20 protein-coding genes are annotated in these 23,170 nt (G+C 63.6%); 14 read left to right on the top strand and 6 right to left on the bottom strand.

All coding sequences use genetic code 11. The features are described 5' to 3' along the window. The first annotated feature begins 766 nt into the window (after positions 1-766). The 9 genes from CI41S_RS41400 (at position 767) to CI41S_RS41360 (ending at position 11,197) form a co-directional block, all read left to right on the top strand. The gene (locus CI41S_RS41400) at positions 767-2,737 is read left to right on the top strand and encodes an AMP-binding protein (protein WP_139864693.1); all 1,971 of its coding nucleotides are present in this window, start codon (positions 767-769) and stop codon (positions 2,735-2,737) included. Further along, entirely contained in the window at positions 2,734-3,519 is a 786-nt protein-coding gene (locus CI41S_RS41395) for an ABC transporter ATP-binding protein (protein ID WP_139864692.1), read from the top strand. Before CI41S_RS41400 ends, CI41S_RS41395 begins: the two co-directional genes overlap by 4 nt. Before the next feature lie 9 nt (positions 3,520-3,528). After that, positions 3,529-4,458, top strand: coding sequence for a branched-chain amino acid ABC transporter permease (locus tag CI41S_RS41390; RefSeq protein WP_139864691.1), 930 nt, complete (start codon positions 3,529-3,531; stop codon positions 4,456-4,458). A gap of 15 nt (positions 4,459-4,473) precedes the next feature. Further along, positions 4,474-5,601: a branched-chain amino acid ABC transporter permease gene (locus tag CI41S_RS41385; protein WP_139864690.1), complete on the top strand. Its 1,128-nt coding sequence runs from the start codon at positions 4,474-4,476 to the stop codon at positions 5,599-5,601. Positions 5,602-5,706: 105 nt separating this feature from the next. Then, positions 5,707-7,032, top strand: coding sequence for an ABC transporter substrate-binding protein (locus CI41S_RS41380; protein ID WP_172628392.1), 1,326 nt, complete (start codon positions 5,707-5,709; stop codon positions 7,030-7,032). A 78-nt stretch (positions 7,033-7,110) separates the two neighbouring features. Then, positions 7,111-7,953, top strand: coding sequence for an ABC transporter ATP-binding protein (locus tag CI41S_RS41375; RefSeq protein ID WP_139864689.1), 843 nt, complete (start codon positions 7,111-7,113; stop codon positions 7,951-7,953). Positions 7,954-8,155: 202 nt separating this feature from the next. After that, positions 8,156-9,301: a mechanosensitive ion channel family protein gene (locus CI41S_RS41370; RefSeq protein WP_139864688.1), complete on the top strand. Its 1,146-nt coding sequence runs from the start codon at positions 8,156-8,158 to the stop codon at positions 9,299-9,301. Between the two features lie 129 nt (positions 9,302-9,430). Next, positions 9,431-10,360 (top strand): phosphatase PAP2 family protein, encoded by a 930-nt coding sequence (locus CI41S_RS41365; RefSeq protein ID WP_172628391.1) that lies wholly within the window; start codon positions 9,431-9,433, stop codon positions 10,358-10,360. Positions 10,361-10,462: 102 nt separating this feature from the next. Beyond that, a complete protein-coding gene (locus CI41S_RS41360) occupies positions 10,463-11,197 on the top strand; it encodes an imm11 family protein (RefSeq protein WP_139864686.1) in 735 nt (244 codons plus the stop codon). A 37-nt stretch (positions 11,198-11,234) separates the two neighbouring features. On the opposite strand, the gene CI41S_RS41355 is transcribed toward CI41S_RS41360, so the two are convergent. Genes CI41S_RS41355 through CI41S_RS41335 form a run of 5 tightly spaced genes read right to left on the bottom strand, consistent with a single transcriptional unit; the run spans position 11,235 to position 16,606 of the window. Then, positions 11,235-12,767, bottom strand: coding sequence for an ABC transporter ATP-binding protein (locus CI41S_RS41355; RefSeq protein WP_139864685.1), 1,533 nt, complete (start codon positions 12,765-12,767; stop codon positions 11,235-11,237). Next, positions 12,764-13,447: a biuret amidohydrolase gene (gene biuH, locus CI41S_RS41350; RefSeq protein ID WP_139864684.1), complete on the bottom strand. Its 684-nt coding sequence runs from the start codon at positions 13,445-13,447 to the stop codon at positions 12,764-12,766. The genes CI41S_RS41355 and biuH overlap by 4 nt, the downstream gene beginning before the upstream one ends. Positions 13,448-13,465: 18 nt before the next feature. Beyond that, positions 13,466-14,392: an ABC transporter permease gene (locus CI41S_RS41345; protein WP_139864683.1), complete on the bottom strand. Its 927-nt coding sequence runs from the start codon at positions 14,390-14,392 to the stop codon at positions 13,466-13,468. Position 14,393: 1 nt separating this feature from the next. Next, positions 14,394-15,500: an ABC transporter permease gene (locus CI41S_RS41340; protein ID WP_139864682.1), complete on the bottom strand. Its 1,107-nt coding sequence runs from the start codon at positions 15,498-15,500 to the stop codon at positions 14,394-14,396. Then, positions 15,497-16,606 carry a BMP family ABC transporter substrate-binding protein gene (locus tag CI41S_RS41335; RefSeq protein ID WP_139864681.1) on the bottom strand — a complete coding sequence of 370 codons (1,110 nt, stop codon included), beginning with the start codon at positions 16,604-16,606 and terminating at the stop codon, positions 15,497-15,499. Before CI41S_RS41335 ends, CI41S_RS41340 begins: the two co-directional genes overlap by 4 nt. A gap of 366 nt (positions 16,607-16,972) precedes the next feature. Between CI41S_RS41335 and CI41S_RS41330 the strand changes: the two genes are divergently transcribed. From CI41S_RS41330 to CI41S_RS41315, 4 genes are all read left to right on the top strand, one after another. Then, positions 16,973-18,232, top strand: a complete 1,260-nt coding sequence (locus CI41S_RS41330) for an allantoate amidohydrolase (RefSeq protein ID WP_139864680.1) — start codon at positions 16,973-16,975, stop codon at positions 18,230-18,232. A gap of 145 nt (positions 18,233-18,377) precedes the next feature. Continuing rightward, positions 18,378-19,616, top strand: a complete 1,239-nt coding sequence (locus CI41S_RS41325) for an ATP-binding protein (RefSeq protein ID WP_139864679.1) — start codon at positions 18,378-18,380, stop codon at positions 19,614-19,616. A gap of 151 nt (positions 19,617-19,767) precedes the next feature. Further along, on the top strand, positions 19,768-19,989 hold the full coding sequence (locus CI41S_RS41320; protein ID WP_139481683.1) for a hypothetical protein: 222 nt from the start codon (positions 19,768-19,770) through the stop codon (positions 19,987-19,989). A gap of 208 nt (positions 19,990-20,197) precedes the next feature. Next, positions 20,198-21,262: a YeiH family protein gene (locus CI41S_RS41315; RefSeq protein ID WP_139864755.1), complete on the top strand. Its 1,065-nt coding sequence runs from the start codon at positions 20,198-20,200 to the stop codon at positions 21,260-21,262. A gap of 6 nt (positions 21,263-21,268) precedes the next feature. Here CI41S_RS41315 and CI41S_RS41310 read toward each other — a convergent pair whose 3' ends face one another. Continuing rightward, the gene (locus CI41S_RS41310) at positions 21,269-22,282 is read right to left on the bottom strand and encodes a formamidase (RefSeq protein WP_139864678.1); all 1,014 of its coding nucleotides are present in this window, start codon (positions 22,280-22,282) and stop codon (positions 21,269-21,271) included. A gap of 159 nt (positions 22,283-22,441) precedes the next feature. Here CI41S_RS41310 and CI41S_RS41305 point away from each other — a divergent pair, with 159 nt between their 5' ends. Beyond that, entirely contained in the window at positions 22,442-23,119 is a 678-nt protein-coding gene (locus CI41S_RS41305) for a cysteine hydrolase family protein (protein ID WP_139864677.1), read from the top strand. Positions 23,120-23,170 lie beyond the last annotated feature (51 nt).

Here is a 23,170-nt window from a genome sequence, read left to right as displayed (position 1 = left end):
GGGCACCAAAAACACGACACTTCACGAGCTACAAACAGGCGACAGATCACGAGCTACTGACAGCGTTCGAGAAGGCGGCTTGACACGTCGGGCAAGTCAGGGTTAATCTTCCAATATTCCGAAATCGTGCTGGCGCGACCATGGTTCCATTGCACCCTGAGATGCATTGGATGAATTGCTGCGTTGCACCGATATCGGAAGCGATCGCCGATTCCGTGCGTTAGCGGCCCAGCCGTTGCCCGCCGAATGACGTCCTGCGTGCGATCCGCCTGCTCCCAAGCACCTCGAAGCAGACCTTCAGCGGCATCCAGTCTTGTCCGGCTACCCCAAGGTCGGTGACTCAGTCGATGAGGCGGCAAACCTCGGAAGAATGCAGACGCCGAGACGGCGATCTTCAATTGGTGACAGCGCGCCACAGACTGGGGAAGGCAGCTCGAACGACGGAGAATTCAGTCTGGCACTCTGCCAGCAGTAGGCCTGCCAGCCATTGGGACTACCCCTTCCGAGCCGATCAGCGTCCGCCTTGCAGGCAAGACTTTTCCGGATTGGTCGTCCATGAGATTTGCTTCGGGACTCGATGGCCAGTCCGCTACCGCGAGGGTCTCCCCGACGGATCCGAGGAAGATCCATCAATGTGGGACTTGTAGGATTTTCGATCCGCTGTAAGGTTGGAACATGCGGCACTCGCATGGCTGTTGCCAGTAGAGGGCAGGCGTCACCAAAACAGGAGCGAACCAACGCGCCGGTTTTTGGGATCGAGACCGACATGGCCGGTGGCGGATCGTTTGACACGTTCCCCAAATTGCTGCTGCGGAATGCAGCGCAGTTAGGCACGCGTCCGGCGTATCGGCACAAGGATCTTGGCATCTGGCAGAGCTGGACCTGGGCGCAAGTTGCCGGGGTCGTGCGCGCTTATGCCGCGGGTTTGCATCGCCTGGGCCTGCGGCCGGGCGACACGATCGCCGTGGTCGGCTCCAACCGGCCGAAGCTTTACTGGACCATGATGGCAGCGCAGGTGCTGCGCGCAATTCCCGTTCCGGTCTACGCGGATGCGGTGGCCGACGAACTTGCCTTTGTTCTCGCCCATGCCGAGGCGAAGCTGGTCGCCGCGCAAGACCAGGAGCAGGTCGACAAAGTCCTGTCGGTGTCCGATCGGCTGCCGCAACTCGACAAGATCGTCTATGACGAGCGGCGTGGGCTTGAGGGCTACGATCATGATCGATCGATTGCGATCGACGATGTCATCGAGGACGGTCGCGCGGCCCTTGCCGCTGACGCCGCGCTGGGCGAACGGATCGATGAACTGGTTCGGACAGGCGACGGTTCTGACGTCGCGGTCATCCTCTACACCTCGGGAACGACCGGCGCGCCGAAGGGCGTCATGGTGTCGTCGCGAGGCGGCATCGATGCCGCAATCGATACCACGCGATTCGATCGACTGACCGACCAGGACGTGGTGCTCGCCTATCTGCCGCTTGCCTGGGCGGGCGATCACTACGTCAGCTATGTGCAGGGCCTCGTCACTGGATACTGCATGGCGTGTCCCGAAAGCCGCGACACGATCGAGCAGGACCGGCATGAGATCGGACCAACCTTCTACCTGGCTCCGCCACGCATTTTCGAGGCCATGTTGACCCGGCTGATGGTCCGCATGGAGGACGCTGCGCCGATCAAGCGGCGGATGTTCAACTACTTCCTCGACGTCGGGCGCCGGTATGGCGAGCAGGTCCTGACCGGAAGGCCGGTGCCGCTGTCAGGCCGCTTGCTCTACGCACTCGGGCGCTGGCTGGTCTACGAGCCCCTCAAGAACGTTCTTGGCATGTCCCGGCTGCGGGTCGCATACACCGGAGGTGAGGCCATCGGCCCGGATCTGTTCGCGTTCTACCGCTCGATCGGACTGAACCTGAAACAGCTCTACGGCCAGACCGAAGCGTTCCTCTATGTGACGTGCCAGCCCGATGGCCAGATCTACTCGGATACGGTGGGTCCGCCGGCGCCCAATGTCGATATCCGAATTGCGGAATCGGGCGAAGTGCAGTTTCGCTCGCCCGGCATGTTCCTCGGATATTTCAAGGATCAGGCAAAGACGGCGGAGGCTATGACATCCGACGGATACGTCAGGACCGGCGATGCCGGCTTTTTCGACGAGAAGACCGGGCACCTGAAGATCATCGATCGTGCGAAGGACGTCGGTCGGCTGGCTGACGGCACGATGTTTGCCCCCAAGTACCTTGAGAACAAGCTGAAATTCTATCCCAACATCAAGGAAGCGATCACGTTCGGCGACTCCAGGGATTTCGTATGCGCGATGCTCAACATCGACCCGGTCGCGGTCGCGAATTGGGCGGAACGCAACAACGTCGCCTACGGGTCCTATCACGAGCTTGCCGGGCATCCGCTGGTCTACGATATGGTCGCCAAGGACGTTGCCGCGGTGAACCGCTCCCTGGCCGCGGAGAAGCTGCTTGCGGGCGCCCAGATTCGCCGCTTCCTCATTCTGCACAAGGAACTCGATGCGGATGACGGCGAACTGACCCGCACGCAGAAGGTGCGCCGCCGCTTCATTGCCGAACGCTATGCCTCGTTGATCACGGCACTCTACAACGGAGCGCAAGACGCCGACATTTCCACGGAAGTGACGTTTGAGGATGGCCGGAAGGGCACGATCGCGGCGCGGGTCAAGGTTCGCGACATGCAAGTCGTCGGTCCGGCAGAAGCGCTGGGACGAGCGGCATGAGAGCGCCGGACAGCAACGAAATCCTGCTGCAGGTCGAGGACGTGGCCCTGGCCTTCGGTGGCGTCAAGGCGCTGCGGGACGTTTCGTTCAACGTCAGAAAAGGCGAAATTCGAGCCATCATAGGCCCCAACGGCGCCGGCAAAACCTCGATGCTGAACGTCGTCAACGGCTTCTATCATCCCAACCACGGCGTCATCACCTTCAAGGGGCGTACCCGGACCAAAATGCAGCCGTTCGAGGCGGCGCGCGGCGGCATCGCACGCACCTTTCAGAATGTCGCCCTGTTCAAGGGCATGAGCGCGCTCGACAACATCATGACAGGCCGCACCCTGAAGGTGCGCCGGGGGCTGTTGTGGCAGGTGCTGCGTTACGGCCCTGCTCTCGCAGAGGAGGCCGAGCATCGGCGCAAGGTCGAGGAGATCATCGACTTCCTGGAGATCGAGACAATCCGCAAGGTACCGGTTGGGCGTTTGCCGTACGGCTTGCAGAAGCGTGTCGAACTCGGCCGCGCCTTGGCGATGGAGCCCGATCTTCTCCTGCTCGACGAGCCGATGGCAGGCATGAACCTCGAGGAGAAGGAGGACATGTCGCGCTTCATCATCGACGTGAACAACCATTACGGCACGACCATCGCCCTGATCGAGCACGACATGGCCGTGGTCATGGATCTGTCGGATCGCGTGGCAGTGCTCGATCACGGTGTCAAGATTGCCGACGGCACGCCGGACGAGGTGAAGAGGAATCAGTCGGTCATCGACGCCTATCTTGGAGTTGCGCGCTGAGGAGCACTCGTGATCGCATTGGGTCAGTTTCTCGAGGTCCTGATCGGCGGATTGATGTCCGGCGTGCTCTATTCGCTGGTCGCGCTCGGCTTCGTGCTGATCTTCAAGGCATCCGGCGTATTCAACTATGCGCAGGGAGCAATGGTATTGCTCGCCGGGTTGGCGCTGGTTCGCGCCCTCGACCTCCTGGTCGCCAACGGCCTTCCGCTTTGGGTCGCGGTGGTCGTCGCGATCGGTTTTGCCGCCGTGATCATGGCGGCAACGGCCTGGCTCATCGAGCGGTTCGTGATCGGACCCCTTGTCAACCAGGACGGCCTGACGCTGTTCATGTCGACGATCGGCGTCACATTCGTCATCGAGGGCGCTGCGGAGATGATCTTCGGATCGGATGTCTACCCGTTGCGGCTGTTCCCGACCGACGCCTGGTTCTTGTTTGAGGGCCTCTTCCCGGGTGGGATTCTGGTCAACAAGCTGGATGTCTGGGGCGCATTGATCGCGGGCGTCCTGGTCGCTGGCCTCGCCGTCTTCTTTCAGCGTACCAAAACCGGTCGCGCTCTCAGAGCCGTCGCCGACGACCATCTGGCCGCGCATTCGGTCGGGATTCCGATCAGCTGGATCTGGTTCGTGGTCTGGCTCGTTGCCGGTCTCGTTGCGCTGGTCGCGGCGACCGTGTGGGGGACCAAGCTTGGCGTGCAGTTCTCCATCACCTTCCTGGCGCTGAAGGCGCTGCCGGTCCTGATCATCGGAGGACTCACGTCGATTCCCGGAGCCATCGTCGGCGGGCTCATTGTCGGTGCGGGTGAGAAGCTCGCAGAAGTGTACCTCGGGCCATCGATCGGCGGCGGCATCGAATATTGGTTTGCCTACGTGCTGGCGTTGGCAGTGCTGCTGTTGCGGCCACAGGGTCTGTTCGGCGAGCGCATCATCGAACGTATCTGAGGCAAGGAGATCGTCGTGCTTTATCGCGAAGCTGGCCAGTTCAAGACGACCTACGCGGAGGATATGGCGATCTTCCCGATCCGTCAGGATCGGATCGCGCTCGCCATCCTGCTCGGGATTGCCTTCATTGGCGTGCCGCTGTTAGCCAGCTTCCATATCTGGCCGTTCCGCACCGACTATCTGTTGTGGGCCATCCTGCTGCCCTTCCTCATCCTGGCGCTCGCCGCCATCGGGACAAACATTCTCGTCGGCTATTGCGGCCAGATCTCGCTCGGCAGCGGCGCGTTCATGGCCATCGGCGCCTATTCCGCCTACAAGCTGGCGACCGGCGTTCACATTCCGCTTGCCTGGCTCGGCTTCGCGGTCGCGATCCCACCATTGCCCGTGCTGGCGTCCATCCTGCTTGGCGGGTTGATGGCGGCGGGTGCCGGAATCCTGTTCGGCATTCCCAGTCTGCGGATCAAGGGTCTCTACCTGGCGGTCGCAACGCTCGCCGCACAGTTCTTCTTCGATTGGGCGTTCCTGCGGATTCCGTGGTTTACCAACTACGCTCCGTCGGGATCGGTGAATGCGCCGGAACTGAATTTCTTCGGTATGGTGGTTCGCACGCCGGTCGAGCGCTATTTGCTGTGCCTGTTGTTCGTGACCGTAATGGCGGTGCTGGCGAAGAACCTTGTTCGCGGCAATCTTGGCAGGCAATGGATGGCGATCCGCGACATGGATATCGCCGCCGAACTGATCGGCATCCGGCCGCTCTATGCAAAACTCACGGCTTTCGCGGTCTCGTCGTTCATCATCGGGACGGCTGGTGCGCTCTGGGCGTTCGTCTACCTCGGTTCATGGGAGCCGCTTGCGTTCTCGATCGACCGCTCGCTGGAGCTTCTATTCATGGTCATCATCGGCGGGCTCGGATCGATCATGGGTTCGTTCATCGGGGCGGCTTTCATCCTCATCGTGCCGATCATGCTGAATGTGGTTCCAACCGAACTCGGCCTGCCACTGTCGACGCAGACGATCACTCACCTCCAGTTCATCATCTTCGGATCCTTGATCTGTTATCTGCTCATCAAGGAACCCCATGGCTTCGCCCGGCTGATATCGATCGGCAAGGAGAAGCTCAGACTTTGGCCGTTTCCATATTGAAGGAGCGATCGTGCCTCGATCGCAACGCGGATGGCGGCCGCTGACAACGGAGACGAAGCAAGCACCGCATACAGGAAAGAGCGACGTTAAGGAGGAGGACATAACATGACAATTATTGCACGCAGCGTATCGATACTGGCGGCCGCCTTGGCCGGCGCGGCATTCGGCGCGCCGGCCGCAGCGCAAAACGACCAATTCATTCCGATTCTATCCTATCGAACCGGACCGTACGCTGTGAACGGCGCGCCTTACGCAAACGGCGTTGTGGACTACTACAATCTGATCAATGAACGTGACGGTGGCATCAACGGCGTCAGGATTTTGACCGAGGAATGCGAGACAGGTTACGCGACCGACAAGGGAGTGGAGTGCTACGAGCGTCTCAAGAGCAAGGGACCGACCGGCGCGGCCTTCATCAATCCGCTGTCGACCGGCATCACCTTCGCACTCACCGAAAAGACCGCGACCGACAAGATCCCGATCATCACGATGGGGTACGGCCGTGCCGATTCCAAGAACGGCGCGGTGTTCGCCTATAATTTCCCGTTGCTCGGCACCTATTGGTCCGCGGCCGATATCGCGATCCAGTACGCCGCCAAGGAACTCGGCGGTGTTGACAAGCTGAAAGGCAGGAAGATTTCGCTGCTGTACCATGACAGCCCCTATGGCAAGGAGCCGATTCCGATGCTGCAGGTGCTGGCGCAGAAATACGGCTTTGAGTTCACGCCGATCCCAGTCACGCATCCCGGCGTCGAGCAGAAGTCGCAATGGCTGGCGATCCGCCAGAACCGCCCGGACTATGTCCTGGTCTGGGGCTGGGGCGTCATGAACAGCACGGCAATCAAGGAGGCGGCTGCCGTCGCCTATCCGCGCGACAAGATGATCGGCGTGTGGTGGTCAGGCGCAGAGCCGGATGTGACGCCGGCAGGTGACCAGGCCGCCGGCTACAAGTCGCTGATGCTTCAGCACGGCGCCGGCAAGTTTCCCGTTCACGCCGACATGGAGAAATATCTCTACGCGAAGGGCAAAGGTTCGACAGAACCCGGCAAGATCAGCGAAATTCTCTACAACCGCGGCATGACGAATGCCATGCTTGGCGTGGAGGCGATCCGCAAGGCGCAGGAAAAGTTCGGCAAGAAGCCGCTGACCGGTGAGCAGGTCCGTTGGGGGCTTGAGAACCTCATCCTAACCGCTGATCGTATCAAGGAACTCGGCTTTGAGGGGATGTTGAAGCCGGTCAGCATTTCCTGCTCCGACCACGAGGGCGCGCGCTACGGGCGCGTCCAGCAATGGGATGGCAAGGGCTGGAAAGTGATCTCCGACTGGTTCACGGCCGATGAATCGTTGATCGAACCGCTCGTCGCCGATGTGTCCGCGAAGTATGCCGCGGAGAAGAAGATCACGCCGCGCGACTGCGCGAAAGAAACCTGAGCCCGTGCAAATGATCCGGGAGGGGCAGGTTTGCCTGCTCCCGGATTCCGGACCCTGCTGCAGTTTGGAGGTCTGCGCGTGTCAATCGCCAAGGTCGTCACCGCTGCGACGGAAGCGGGAGCCCTGATTTTATCGATCAACAATATCGAGGTCGTCTACGATCACGTCATCCTCGTGCTGAAGGGCGTCTCGCTGGAGGTCCCGCGAGGCGGCGTGGTCGCGCTTCTCGGCGCCAACGGCGCCGGCAAGACGACGACGCTGAAGGCGATCTCCAATCTGCTGCACGCAGAGCGCGGCGAGGTCACCAAGGGCTCGATCCTGTTCGATGGCGTCGAGGTGAAATCCATGTCGCCAAACGAACTGGTGCGGCGCGGCTGCATTCAGGTGATGGAGGGGCGGCGCGCCTTCTCTCATCTTACGGTCGAGGAGAACATCCTGACCGGCGCCTTTACGCGAACGGATGGCAAGCTCGCGGTCGCGCAGGACCTTGAAAGGGTCTACGCATATTTCCCGCGCCTCAAGGAGCGACGCAATTCCGCCGCCGGCTATACGTCGGGCGGCGAACAGCAGATGTGCGTGATCGGGCGCGCGCTGATGTCGCGCCCGAAGATGATCCTGCTCGACGAACCATCGATGGGCCTCGCGCCGCAGATCGTGGAAGAGATCTTCGAGATCGTGAAGGATCTCAACGTCAAGGAGGGCGTATCCTTTCTTCTCGCCGAGCAGAACACCAATATGGCGCTCAGATATGCGAGCCACGGCTACATCCTCGAGAACGGCCGCGTCGTAATGGATGGCGAAACGCTTGCGCTCGCTAGCAACGAAGACGTCAAGGAGTTTTATCTCGGCGTCGCCGGTGACAAACGAAAATCCTATCGCAATGTGAAGCACTACAAGAGACGCAAGCGGTGGCTCGCCTAGCACTGGTACGCCAATCTGGCCATGTCCGGCTGCCGGCGCCCCTTGCGATCGGCGAGCGCTGCGTCCCGATCGCGCGAAGGCGACCAGGTTCCATTGCATCGTGAGATGCATCGGATGAATTGCTGCGTTGCGGTGATGTCAGAAGCGATTGCGAATTCCGTGCGTTAGCTGCCGAGCAGTGCTTGGGAGCAGGCGGGGTCGCATGCAGGACGCCATTGCCGAATTGGAACACACCTTTCGCTGGGTGCCGGATTGGGTTGTCGGCCTCGGTCTGATCACGGGCGCGATCGTTGCCGCGCTCGTCATCCATTCGATCGCGCTGCGCGTAGCGCGCCGCATGTTCAAACCGAGCAACGCGGTCGCGCCGCTGCTGCTCGACCGCACATCCGGTCCAACCCGGCTGGCGCTGTGCCTCGCGGCGGTCGCGCTGGTGCTGCCGTTGGCGCCGCTCCACGACGTGCTGCGGCAGACGCTCAGCCACTTCTTCGGCGTTGCCGTGATCGCACTGGTCGGCTGGATCTCGATCCGCGCCGTCGACATGGCCTCCGCCAGATATCTCGACAAGTTTCGTCTCGACATCGCCGAGAACTTTCTGGCGCGCAAGCACGTCACCCAGGTTCGCGTCTTCAAGCGGGTCACCGACACGCTGATCGTGATCATCGCGGTCTCCACCGCGCTGATGACGTTCGATTCGGTCCGGCAGTATGGCGTCAGCCTGTTTGCGTCCGCGGGCGCCGCCGGCTTGATCGTCGGTCTTGCCGCAAGGCCGCTGCTCAGCAATCTGATCGCCGGCGTGCAGATCGCGGTCACCCAGCCGATCCGGATCGAGGACGCCGTGATCATCGAGAACGAATGGGGCTGGGTCGAGGACATCGCCTCGACCTATGTCGTGATCCGGCTGTGGGACTGGCGGCGCATGGTGGTGCCGTTGGCCTATTTCATCGAGCGTCCGTTCCAGAACTGGACCCGCGACGCGCAATCGCTGATCGGCGCGATCGCGCTGCATGTCGACTACAGCGCCGACGTGCCGCGAATCCGCAAGCGGCTGGAGCAGGTCGCGAAGGAGTCGCGGCTGTGGGATGGTGCGGTGGTCAATCTGCAGGTGATCGACACCCATCCGCGCACCATCGAGCTGCGCGCGCTGGTCAGCGCACGCAACGCGCCGCAATCCTGGGACCTGCGCTGCGAGATCCGCGAGAAGCTGCTGGCTTTCATCCGCGACGAGATGCCGGATGCCCTGCCGCGCGACCGGGCGATCCTGGCGCCCGCGGATGACGACGGCTTCGGCCGCAACTTCCTGCGCCGCGCGCCGCGGCGTGAGCGCGCGGTCGCGCCGTCGCCCAACTGATGGTTAGCAGAAAGTCCCGCATTCTGAAGAATTTTAACGATCGGGCGGGTGCAACCTTAAGCTGCCCGCACTACGATGTATCCTGGAGTGCCGGACCGCGATACCGGCGTATCGTGGGAAGGCACAACGGTGACCAATCAAGTCGTCGAGGTTCGAGTTCTATGGTTGGTCATTGCAAGCGTCGTCGCCGTCGACCTGATCTGGCTTCTCGCGTCCGGGATGTCGGTCACTGTCAGTCCGGCGAAGGCGATTGCGCTCTGCTCGGTGCTTCTGCTCGTGCTTGTCTACACGAAGTTCAGGCCGGATCGACGTATCTCTGAGCTCGCGACGGCGTGCGCCCAGCTCGTCGTCTTTACCGCCGCCGGAGCGGTCTTGAGCTATCTGACCGTCACCGCAAATTTCCCCTTGATTGATCGTCAACTCGCTGAGGCCGACGCCGCGCTGAAGCTGGACTGGCTGGCCTTCTTTGAATGGGTCGATGCAAGACCGACGATCAAGGGGGTTCTCGTTATTGCGTACGATAGCAGCATGATGCAGGTCGCCGTCCTGCTGCTGTGGCTGAGCGCGTGCGATCGAATTGAAAGAATGCGCGAATTCGTTTGGCTTTTTGTCGCAACGCTGCTCGTGATCATTCCGATCTCGTGGATCATACCGGCCGCAAGCGCCTGGGTCCACTTTGGGGTCACTGAGCGCGCCGACGCCTATCATCTGGCCGACTTCAACGCGCTGCGCGCCGGTCAGATGACGCGCATCTCGCTGGCGCAAGTCAATGGCCTGATCACGTTCCCATCCTTCCACGCGGCACTCGCCGTGATGCTGATCTACGCCTCCCGGGGCGTAAAACTACTTTTCCCGGCATTCCTTGTCTTGAATGTGTTGATGCTCGCCGCAACACCCACCGTGGGAGGGCATTATTTCACCGACATCATCGCCGGCGTGAGCGTCGTTGTTTGCCTCGCGATCCTGCATGGCGGTTCGTGGCGGGCGCTGTTTGCGCGCTGGACGACCGCGCCGTCGCAAGCGGCCGGATACCTTCAGACTGACGAGGGGCGGTACTAGTCGAGAGGCCGCTTCGGCCGGTTGCCTATTGATTTACCAACGTCGGGCGGCGGTTGCGCGGTCGCAAGCGTCACCAATTCCGGGATGAGGGGGCTAAACGCGATGGTCTGGGGAATGTATCTTCCGCGCAGCGGCGGTCCTTACGGGCCATACGGCAATGAGGAGGGGCCCGTCGACCAATATGGCGACGGTTGGAGGCATCGGCTTGTCAAGTACTATCAAGATCAAATGCCGGAAGCGCAAAAAAGCTTCTATCGCGACGCATCGAAATACGCGTACTGCGTTGTCGAAAAATTCCTTTATGAATCTGGACACAGGCAGCCGGGCCCCGACGACCTGATAGTTACACCGATTGAAGTTCATGAGCCGCCGAGATTTTTTCAGACCGACAAGGGGTACAATGAACTTGCCTCGGTCATCAGTCTAAGCAACCGCATGTGGGCTGTTGACGCGGCTGTGAAGAAAATTGTCGAGCGGTTCGAGCCTGACTTGCACCGGTTCTACCCCGTCGAAATACGGTCACCGCGCGGGAGGGTCTATCCGGTTCAGTACTATCTCCTTGTTGTCGGTAGCTGGCTTGAGAGCTTCTCTCCGGAAGACAGCAATCAAGAGTCTTTCACGCCGCACGAAGCGAATGGAGCGAGATGGTTCAGCATCCTTGGTTACAAGAATAACATCGCCGGATTGGCGCTTCGCCCGTCCGTCTTCAAGGGGGCACACCTCTGGCGCGAGCGCGGCCTCAACGAATGGCTTCTTTGTTTTTCAGATATGCTTGAAGCCGAGCTTGCCGGCGCGGGGCTCATGTTGCCGAAGTACTACCGAATGAGAAGCGTTTGATTATTGGCTTTCGGCGACAGGGCGACGCGTCGTGGCCTCAATGGCCGGCCATGTGCCGGCCGATCTCGGTGAGGTCGGCTTCGCTGGTGCTGATAGAGTGGACGAATTCGCCGTGGAACATCACCACCAGGCGGTCGGACAGCTCCAGCAGCTCGTCAAGGTCCTCGCTCACCAGCAGCACCGCCGCGCCGCGGTTGCGCGCGGCCATGATCTCGGCGTGGATCTGTGCCACCGCCGCAAAATCGAGGCCGAAGCAGGGATTGGCGGCGATCAGCACCTCGACGTCAGCGGAGAGCTCGCGCGCCAGCACCGCGCGCTGCACGTTGCCGCCGGACAGCGCCGCGATCGGCGTCTCCGGCGTGCGGGTCTTGATCTTGTAGCGGTTGATCTTGCGCGTCGCGTCCTCGCGGAACGCCGCGCGGTTCAGCCACCAGCCGCCGCGCGCGAACGGGGTGCGGTCGAATTCGCGGAACGCGATGTTGTCGGCGACGCTCATGCCGCCGACGCAGGCGTTCTTCAGCGGCTCCTCCGGCAATAGCGACATCCTGTGCCGGCGCATCTCCTCGCGGCTCGCCGCATAGGCCTCGCCCTGGACCCGGATCACGCCGCTCTCGGCCGCGCGCTGGCCGGCCAGTACCTCGACGAGCTGGCGCTGGCCGTTGCCGGAGACGCCGGCGATGCCGACGATCTCGCCGCTCCGCACGGTCAGCGACACGCCGTGCACGGCGATCGCGCCGGCATCGTCGAGCGCAGTCAGCCGGTCGAGCTCGAGCCGCGGCGCGCCGGTCTCGCCGGTGCGCGGCGGCTGCACCGTCAGTTGCTCGGCGCCGATCATGGTGCGCGCCATTTCATCCGGCGTGAGGTCGGCGACACGGCCGGTGCCGGCGAGCTTGCCACGGCGCAGGATCGTCACCTCGTCGGCAAACGCCATCACCTCGCGGAACTTGTGCGTGATCATCAGAATCGTCAGTTCGCCCGCGACCACCATGGCGCGCAGCATGCCGAGCACCTCGTCGGCTTCGCCCGGCGTCAGCACCGAGGTCGGCTCGTCCAGGATCAGAAAGCGGCGCTTCAGATAGAGCTGTTTTAAGATCTCGCACTTCTGCCGTTCGCCGGCGGAAATGTCGGAGACTTTGGCGTCGAGCGGCACCTTGAACGGCATCCGCGCCAGAAAGGCCTCGAGCTCTCTCTTCTCCTTACGCCAGTCGACCACGGCGGGCACGTCGTCGCGCGCCAGCACCAGGTTCTCGGCGACGGTCATTGCGCCCACCAGGGTAAAATGCTGGTAGACCATGCCGAGCCCGAGTGCGTGGGCATCCTTCGGGTTGGCGATGGCCTGCTCGCGGCCGCCGACCAGGATGTCGCCCTCGGTCGCGTGGTAATAGCCCATGATGCACTTGACGAGCGTGCTCTTGCCGGCGCCGTTCTCGCCGAGCAGGGCGTGGAACGAGCCGGGCCGCACCTTGAGCTCGACATTGTCGAGCGCGGTGAAATCGCCGAACCGCATCGTCATGGCGATGGCGTCGACGCCGAACGCGCCTGATGGGGCCGGCGTCTCGCCGATGATCACGACAGCGCCCCGATCAGGTCGGCGGATGTCGCCACCGCGCCGAACACGCCGCCCTGCATCTTGATCATCTTCAGCGCGTGGTCGTGATTGCCCTTGTCGGTCGCGCCGCAGCAATCCTCGACCAGCACGCATTCGAAGCCGCGGTCGTTGGCCTCGCGCATCGTGGTGTGGACGCAGACGTCGGTGGTGATCCCTGTCAGCACGATGTTCTCGATGCCGCGCAGCCGCAGCATAAGCTCCAGGTCAGTCGCGCAGAACGAGCCCTTGCCGGGCTTGTCGATGATGGGTTCGCCCGGCAGCGGCGCGAGGTCGGGAATGATCTCCCAGCCCGGCTCGCCGCGCACCAGGATGCGGCCGCAGGGGCCGGGATCGCCGATCCCGGCGCCGATCTGCCGCGAGCGCCAGCGCTTGTTGGCGGGCAGGTCGGCGAGATCAGGGCGGTGGCCTTCGCGGGTATGGATGATGTGAAAGCCCTGCGCGCGCATCACCGCGAGCAGTTTCTTGATCGGCTCAATTGGGGCTCTGGTCAACGAAAGATCGTAGCCCATCTTGTCGACATAGCCGCCGACGCCGCAGAAATCGGTCTGCATGTCGATGATGATGAGCGCAGTGTTCTGCGGCCGCAGGTCGCCATTGTAGGGCCAGGCGTAGGGCTCGGACTTGATGAAGCGCTCGGGCATGGGACGATCTCGCAAAACCTATCGGGTGATGGACAATTCGGCCGGCGCGCCGGTCAGCGTGCGCTTCGGCGAGCAGGTGATGATCATGATCGCCAAGGTCAAAATGTAGGGCGCGGCGTTGAATAGGTGATAGCCGGAGGTGATGCCGACCGATTGCAGCGCCGGCCCGAGTGCCGCGGCGCCGCCGAAGGCGAGCGAGGCCCACAGGCACAGCAGCGGGTCCCAGCGCGCGAAAATCACCAGCGCCACCGCCGTGATGCCCTGTCCGGACGAGAGGCCTTCATTCCAGCTGCCGGGATAGAACAGCGACAGGAACGAGCCGCCGATGCCGGCGAGGAAGCCGCCGACCATGGTGGCGCGCAAGCGGATCAGCAGCACCGAATGGCCCATGGCGCGCGCCGCGTCGGCGCTTTCGCCGGCGGTGCGGATCAACAGGCCCCAGCGCGTGCTCTTGAACGCCCAATAGAGCAGGGGCGCAATCGCCACCCCGATCAGGAACAGCACGTTGATGCGCAGCGCGGCGCGGACCTGCGGCACGTCGCTCCACCAGCCGAAATCGATCGCCGGCAGCCGTGCGGCGGTCGGCTCGATCAGCGGCTTACCGAGGAAGAAGGCGAGGCCGGTGCCGAGCAGCATCAAGGCGATGCCGACCGCGATGTCGTTGACGCGCGGCAGCGAGCAGATGCCGGCATGCAGCGCGCCGAACAGTGCGCCGGTGATGCCGGCCGCAAGCACCCCGAGCCACGGCGAGCCGGACAGATAGGAGATGCCATAGGCGCTCATCGCGCCCATCACCAGCGTGCCCTCGAGGCCGAGATTGATGCGGCCGCTTCGCTCGGTGATGCACTCGCCGAGGCTGACGAACAGGAACGGCGTCGAGACGCGGATCGCGCCGCCGAACACGGCGAGCGGGACGGTCCAGAGCCCGAGTGAAGCGTCTGCCATCTCAGGATTTTCCCTTGAAGAGACCGATGCGGCCGTAGAGCGCGTCACTCGCCAGCACGAATACGAAGATGATGCCTTGCAACACCAGCACCGAGGCGTCGGGCAGGCCGAGCCGCCGCTGCAACAGACCGCCGGAGGCGCTGATGCCGCCGAGCAGGATTGCCACCGGAATGATCGCGAGCGGATTCTGCCGCGCCAGGAACGCCACCAGGATGCCGGTGAAGCCGTAGCCGGCCGCGAGGTTGGCATTGGTGCGGCCCTGCACCGCCGCGACCTCGATCATGCCGGCAAGCCCGGCGCAGGCGCCGGCAAGGAAGCAGACGGTCAGGATCAGCCGGCCGACATTGAGTCCAACGATCTTCGCCGCGCGGACGTTGCCGCCGGCGACGCGCGCCGCAAAACCGAAGGTGGTGTGATAGATCAGGACGTAGGCGGCGACGGCCGCGACGAGGCCAAACACCAGGCCCCAATGCACGTCGGTGCCGGGAATGGTGCCGATCATGTTGGCGGCGCCGATCTCGCGGGTCGACGGCTTGTTGAGGCTGGCCGGATCGCGCAGCGGACCCTCGACCAGATGGTTGAGGATCGCGAGCGCGATATAGACCAAGAGCAGGCTCGAGATCGTCTCGTTGACGCCGCGGTATTGCCGCAGGCCCCCGGACAGCGTGATCCAGAGACCACCGCCGATCACGCCCGCGATCACCATCGCGATCTGCACGACGATCGGCGCCGCGCCCTGCAACGCCAGCGCGGCCGATGTCGCCGACAGCGCGCCGATCAGGAGCGCGCCTTCGCCGCCGATGATCACCATCCCGAGCTGCGCCGGCAGCGCAGTGCACAGCGCGGTCAGGATCAAGGGCGCGGCGCGGGTCAGGGTGTTCTGCCAGGAGAACCACGTGCCGAACGCGCCGTAATACATGTAGAAATAGAGGTCGAGCGGGTTCTTGCCGTACAGCGCGACAAAGCCGCCGAACACCGCGAGCGCGCCGAGCAGCGCCGCGCATGGGATCAGCACATATTCGATGCTCGCACCGTAGCGCTGGAGGAATCCGGGATCGGCGGCCGGCGCAACGCCGACCGCTTCCACGGATTCCACTTCCGCCGTCACGCGGTGGCTCCGATCACGCCCTCGACCAGATAATCCATCTTCTCGAGCTCGGGATCCTGCTGGCCGCGGTCGGTGCCGGCGGCGATCACGGTCTTGCCCTTGTTGTCGACGACCGGGCCCTTGAAGATGGTGAAGTCGCCGGCCATGAACTTGGCCTTGACGTCATCGGCGTGCTTGCGCGCCTCCGCCGACACCGCCTCGCCATAGGGCGAGACCTTGACGATCTCCTCCTTGAGCCCACCGCGATAGAAGTTCGGGATCGCTTCACCCGCGGTGATCATCTTGACGAACTTTGGATACAGCGCCTCCCAGTTCCACTCGGCGCCGGTGAGATAGGCCTTCGGTGCCAGCGGCGACTGGTTGACGTGATAGCCGCACACCATGGCGCCGCGCCGCGCGGCGTTCTCGACCATGGTCTTGGGCCCGTCGACATGGCACGTCAGCACGTCGACGCCCTGGTCGATCAGGCTGTTGGTCGCCTCGGCTTCCTTGACCGGCATCGACCAGTCGCCGGTGAAGATCACCTGCGTGGTCGCCTTCGGATTGGCGAGGCGGGCGCCGAGCGTGAAGGCGTTGATGTTGCGCAGCACCTGCGGGATCGGCTTGGCGGCGACGAAGCCGAGCTTGCCGCTCTTGGTCGAGTGGCCGGCCACGATGCCGGAGATGAACTGCGCCTCGTCGATATAGCCGAAATAGCTGCCGGCATTTTTCGGGTCCTTTTCGCTCCACAGGCCGCCGCAATGCTCGAATTTCAGCTTTGGAAACTTGGTCGCCATTTTGAGGACGTGCGGGTTGTAGTAGCCGAACGAGGTCGGGAACAGCAGCGTGGCACCGTCGAGGTTGATCATGGACTCGATGGTCTTCTCGACCGCGTCGGTCTCCGGCACCTTCTCTTCCTCGACCACCTTGATGCCGGGGAGTTTCTTCAGCGCCGCGGCGCCCTGCGCATGCGCCTGGTTGTAGCCATAGTCGTCGCGCGAGCCGACATAGATGAAGCCGATGGTGGTCTCGGCCGCAGCCGCGCCGCGGATGCCGAGCGTGCTGCCGAGCGCCAGCGCGGCGCTGCCCTGCAATAAATGCCGTCGTGAAATCCTGCCAAAATCCATCGCCTGCTCCCTCCAGCGGTCCGCCGCCTGTCCTCGTCGCAGCCGCGCCGTCACGGCGGAGCTTGGGAGAGGTGTCGCAAGCTTCGTGCCAGAGCGCGTTTCGCGGGCAGACGTAGCTAAGCATCTGAAATTGAAGGGGGCCGCCTATCGTCATGGACATGCCCGAGCTCTGCAGTGGAACAATCTGCATATATTTTGGGCGCTCGATCGCCGTTGTATGCAATGCCGTTAAGCAGCCGGTAACCGGCCGGCGGCTGGCGAGAGCGATCGATGCACCAATTGCCGGCTGGTGAATCGGGTCGAGGCTGCTACGAGTGGGACACGTGCGGGGCGGCGCCCCGCCGCCGGGGTTGGGACTGAAACAGCATGAGCGAGATGAAACCGTCATCCCTTGGCGAAGCGATCGTGGCACGGATCGGCGAGCTTGCCGCCATCTCGGAGACGCCGGAGCACCTGGCGCGCATCTTCCTTACGGCGGAGCACCGCAAGGCCGCCGATCTCATCCAGTCCTGGATGCGCGAGGCCGGCATGGCCGCGCATCTCGATGCCATCGGCAATGTCTGCGGCCGCTATGAGGGCGAACGGCCGGGCCTGCCGTGCCTGATGCTCGGCTCGCACTACGACACGGTGCGCGACGCCGGCAAATGGGACGGCCCGCTCGGCGTCATCACCGCGATCGCCTGCGTTGCCGATCTGAACCGCCGCGGCAAGCGGCTGCCCTTTGCGATCGAGGTCGTGGGCTTTGCCGACGAGGAGGGCGTGCGCTTCGCCTCGACCCTGCTCGGCAGCCGCGCGGTGGCCGGTACTTTCGACGAGGCCGCGCTCACGGTGCGCGACCGCGACGGCATCTCGATGCGCGAAGCGCTGCTCCAGTTCGGGCTCGACCCCGATCACATCGGCAAGGCGGCGCGCGTCCGCCGCGAGCTGCTCGGCTATGTCGAGCTGCACATCGAGCAGGGGCCGGTGCTGGAGCAGAAGGGTCTGCCGGTCGGCGTGGTGAGCGCCATCGCCGGCGCAACCCGGCTCGCCGCCAGCCTCACCGGCACCGCCGGCCATGCCGGCACCGTGCCGATGCCGATGCGGCGCGACGCGCTGGCGGGCGCCGCCGAATGCATCGTCGCGATCGAGGAATTTTGCCGGAGCGATGAAGCTGGCCTCGTCGGCACCGTCGGCTATATCACCGCGATGCCCGGCGCCACCAACGTGATCCCGGGAAAAGTCTCGTTCACGATCGACATCCGTTCGCAGAGCGACATGCATCGCAAGCGCGCGGTGGCCGATATCGTGCGGCGAATCGAGGCGATCGCATCGCGCCGAAATCTGGCGCTGCAGATCGACGTCACCCACGAGAACCGCAGCGTGCCCTGCGCGCCGTGGCTGAAGGCGCAGCTCGCGGACGCCGTCGCCGCCGAGGGCTTTGCCAGCTTCGAACTGCCGAGCGGGGCGGGGCATGACGGCATGGCGATGGTCGATGTCGCCGATATCGGCATGCTCTTCGTCCGCTGCCGCGGCGGCGTCAGCCACAATCCGGCCGAGCATGTCGAGCTCGCCGACGCCGACACCGGCGCGCGCGTGCTGCTGCGCTTCATCGAGAATTTCCGGCCGGCGGCAAATAGTGGAAGCTGACGCGTTTCCCCCGGCGCGGCCTTGATCTGTGTCAACGCCCGGTCGTGCCGAATCTGGACGGGTTCCGCCCTGAATTCAGCATGGCTGAGGGCTACTTGCGAGCCAGTCGTGAGGCGCTAGACTTGCAAAAACCGGGGAGAAGGACATGGGGTCGTCCGTCGTCCACGAGATTCAATTCCCCAAGCAACCGGCGCTGCAGTTGATCTACGACACGGCGCCGATCGGCCTTGCTTACCTCTCTCCCGACTGCCGCTATCTGCAGATCAACCAGCGTCTCACCGAGATTTGCGGCATCTCGGTCGAGGGCCATCTCGGACGCACCGTGCGCGATTGCGTGCCGGCGCTGGCCGCGGCGGTCGAAGGCATCGTTCGCTCGATCATGGAGACCGGGCAACCCGTCACCGGCGTCGAGGTCTACGGCCAGCGCCCGGGCCACAATGACGAGCGCTGCTGGATCACGCATTGGCACCCGCAACTCGGGCCGGGCGGCAATGTCGTCGGCGTCAACGTCGCGGCCGAGGAGATCACCGAGCGCAAGCGGAGCGAACGCGAGATCCGTGCGGCCCGCGATGCGGCCGAGCGCGCCCTGCACCATCTGCAGGAGACCCAGGCCTCGCTGATCGAGGCGGAGAAGCTTGCGGCGCTCGGCCGGCTGGTGGCCGGCGTCGCGCACGAGATCAACAGTCCGGTCGGCACCAGTCTCACGGTCGCCTCGGTGCTGGAGCAGAAATGCGCCGACTTCGCCGCGGAGGCGGCGCGCGGCAAGCTGAAGCGGTCGAGCCTGAGCGATTTCGTCGAAGTGGTCGAAAGCGCATCATCGCTGCTGGTCGGCAATCTCAAGCGCGCGGCCGACCTGGTGCAGTCGTTCAAGCAGGTGGCGGTCGATCGCAGCTATTTCGAGCGGCGCCCGTTCGATCTCGGCGAGGTGACCGAACAGGTGCTCGCGAACCTGCGCCCGGCATTGCCGAAGAACAACCTGGCGCTCGAAGTCGATTTCGCGCCGGATCTTGCGATGAACAGCTATCCCGGTCCTTACGGCCAGGTGCTGACCAACCTGTTCGTCAATTCGGTCGCGCACGCGTTTCCGGACGGCAAGGGCGGCACCATCACGATCCGGCTGCGCGCCGCGGGCGCGGATCGAGTGGACATCCTGTTCGCCGACGATGGCTGCGGGATGGCGAGCGAGGTGCGGCGGCAGGCGTTCGACCCGTTCTTCACCACGCGCCGCGACAACGGCCGGATCGGGCTCGGCCTGCACATCGTCCATAACATCGTCACCAACCGGCTGGGCGGAGAGCTTCAGCTCGACAGCACGCCGGGGATCGGGACCCGCATGCGGATCACGCTGCCGCGCCTGGCGCCGCAGCGCGTAACCGATGGTTGAGGCCAGCCAGGGGCACCTAAGAAGAAAATGCTCCGCGGCTTTTGCGCCGGAAAACGTCCTTCCAAGGAGTCGCCGCAAAAGGCATTTCACGACCCTTGCTTCTGCGCCCGCCGTCGCGACATGTTAGGCCACATTCCAGACGGTCAGAACGATGAGCCAATCCGCATTCGATCCCTTCGGCGAGCCGGTCCCCGCGGTCGACAATTCGATCGCCAGCACCCGTGCGTCGAATTGGCTGAAGACCGCGGGCACCAGCGTGTTCTGGGTACTGGTGGTCGGCATTGTGCTGGCGCGGGCGGCCTATTTCGAGCCGGGCGTGTTCAGCTTCGACGGTGCCGTGGCATGGGCGCAGGGCCTGTTCGCCGCGCTTTAGCGCGTGCCAGCACCGATTCTCGTATTCCTCTATTCCTCGTCGAACTCCGCGTAGCAGTTCCGGCGCCGCGCCGACTGTGCGCATCGTCAATCCCGCGATATTGACATCAATTGCGAGATAGAACTTCTCTGCATCGCGGTAATCCGAAAATGAGTTGCTCAACGGGCGCGATCTGGCGCATAAAATCTTCTCCGAAGACGAGGATTTTGTGCCGGAGCTATCGAAAGGGCCTGACCGCCAGCAGAAGCCGGGCGCGCTGAAGCGCCTGTTCCTGCTCATTCCCGGCATCCTGCTCTGCGGGGTGATCACCGTGATCTCGCTCGGCATCCAGGCCGCCGAGGAGCACGTCTTCGACCATCCCTATATCGAGGCGCTGGTGGTCGCGATCCTGCTCGGCATGGCGGTGCGTACCGCCTGGCAGCCGTCGGAGCGCTGGCGCTCCGGGATCGCCTTCAGCGCCAAGCAGCTGCTCGAGGTCGCGGTGATGCTGCTCGGCGCCTCGATCAGCTTTGCCGCGATCGTGGCCTCGGGCTGGCTCCTGATCGGCGCCATCGCGGTGACCGTCGTGATCATGTTGATGGTGAGTTTCGGGCTCAGCCGGATGCTCGGGCTAAGGACAAAACTCTCGATCCTGATTGCCTGCGGCAACTCGATCTGCGGTAATTCGGCGATCGCGGCGGTTGCCCCGGTGATCGAGGCCGACGGCGACGACATCGCCTCGTCGATCTCGTTCACCGCGATTCTCGGTGTGCTGATGGTGCTCGGCCTGCCGCTCTTGATTCCGCTGCTCAAGCTGTCGGCGACCCAATACGGCATCCTGGCCGGCCTCACCGTCTATGCGGTGCCGCAGGTGCTGGCCGCGACGGTGCCGGCCGGCATCGTCTCGACCCAGATCGGCACGCTGGTCAAGCTGGTGCGGGTGTTGATGCTGGGCCCGATCGTGGTCGGCCTGTCGCTGTTCGTCGCCCGGCGCAAGCGCAAGGCCGGCAACGCCAAGACAGTCCCGATCTCACCGTTCAAGCTGGTGCCCTGGTTCATCATCGGCTTTCTGGCGCTGGCCGCTTTGCGCTCGCTCCAGCTGGTGCCCGATATCGTGATCGCGCCGGTGACCAAGACCGCGGTGATCCTCACCGTGCTCTCGATGGCAGCCCTCGGGCTCGGCGTCGACGTGCGCGTGCTCTCGACCGTCGGCGGCCGGGTGACCGCCGCGGTGACGCTGTCGCTGCTGCTGCTGCTCGGCCTCAGCATCGGGCTGGTGCATTTCTTCAAGTAGGAAAGGTCACTCGGCGGCTTTCGCTGCCTTTCCGAACACGCGTGTCGGCGCGGGAAAGCCGCAGGATGTGCCGTCGGTGATCCTGACCTGGTCTTCCCACGGCAGGCGGAAGCGGCCGGACACCATGTCTTGCATGAACGTGTAGGGGCAGTCCATCGCGCCGCCCTTCACCGCGACATATCCGCGGTGCCAAAGCTGATAGATGTTGTTCTCGACGCCCCAGTTGATCCGCGCCTCACGCACGAGGTCGGGCCGCACCTCGGCGGTGATGATCTCGTCGGCGCGTCCGGTGGTGCCGTGCGCGATGATACTGCCGTCAAAATTGACGATCATGCCTTCGCCCATCGAGTCGAACGAACCATCCGAACCGCACATGCAGACATTGGCCGTCACCATCAGGTTCTGGAACGCGTTGGCCTGGTTGGTGAAACGCCAGCTTTCGCGGATCGGCGCGGTGTAACCCGCGGTGCGGATCATGATCTCAGCGCCCTTGTAGGCGCATTCTCGCGCCATTTCAGGAAACATGCCGTCGTGGCAGATGATCAGCGCGATCTTGGCGCCCCGCGGTCCCTCGATCACGGGGATGCCGATGTCGCCAGGCTCCCACGGCTCGACCGGAATCCAGGGATGGAACTTGCGGTAATAGAGTTTGATCTCGCCGTAATCGTCGATGATCAGGCCCGAATTATAGGGGTTGCCATGGGGGTTGTACTCCATGATCGAGAAGCAGCCCCAGATCCTGTTGTCGATGCAGGCCCTCTTGAACGCCGCCACCTCGGGCCCGTCGAGCCGGCACATGATCTCCGGATTGGTGTCCATCGACAGGCCGTGCAGGGAGTATTCAGGAAATACGACGAGGTCCATGGTGGCGAGATTGCGCCGCGCCTTGCCGACCATCCAGACAATGCGCTCGGTCTGCCGCGCCAGATCGGCCCTCGTCGCGACCACGGGCAGTTGCAGCTGCACCAGCCCGATCACCACCCCATTGGGTGACTTGTTGAGACCACCAAGTCCGTTCATGCCTGTCCTCCCGATTGTTCGACGCGGCGACCCGTCGGTCCTTGCCGTTCGGTCGACGTCGATCCAGCAATCATCATGCCAAGACGGTCGAAATCATCGTATACAATGGCACGTCGATTGCTTGCCATGCACGGGATATTGCGTTGGGCGGGGGGTGTGATGACAATCTCAAGCGGCACGATCGCGGCGGACCCGGAGCCGATTACGCTCGACTGGAGCCGGACCGCGCTCGTCATCATCGACATGCAGCGCGATTTTCTCGAGCCCGGCGGCTTCGGCGAGACGCTCGGCAATGATGTCAGCCAGCTTGCCCGCGCGGTGCAGCCGATCGCCGCGGTGCTGGCGGCGGCGCGCGATTACGACATGCTCGTGATCCACACCCGCGAGGGCCATCTGCCCGATCTCTCCGACGCCCCGCCCGCGAAAGTCGAACGCGGTGCACCGTCCTTGCGGATCGGCGACCCCGGGCCGATGGGACGAATTTTGATCCGCGGCGAGGCGGGGCACGACATCATCCCCGCGCTCTATCCGCTCGAGAGCGAGATCGTGATCGACAAGCCCGGCAAGGGCGCGTTCTACGCCACCGAATTCGGCGACGTCCTGCAGAAATACGGCATCGAGAACCTCTTGGTCTGCGGCGTCACCACCGAGGTCTGCGTCAACACCACGGTGCGCGAGGCCAACGACCGCGGCTATCGCTGCGTCGTGATCGGCGACGGCTGCGCCTCCTACTTCCCGGAATTCCACGAGATGGGCCTGAACATGATCAAGGCCCAGGGCGGGATTTTCGGCTGGGTCACTGATTCCGCTGCGGTGCTGAAGGCGCTCGGGGCATAAGCATAACGGATCGCAGTGTTCAAGTGGTTACGCCCGTCATTGCGAGGCGCA

The organism is Bradyrhizobium ivorense (genome assembly GCF_900696085.1).
GTDB lineage: Bacteria > Pseudomonadota > Alphaproteobacteria > Rhizobiales > Xanthobacteraceae > Bradyrhizobium > Bradyrhizobium ivorense.
Note: the sequence above shows the minus strand (reverse complement) of the source record. Positions and strands in the feature narration are given on the sequence as shown.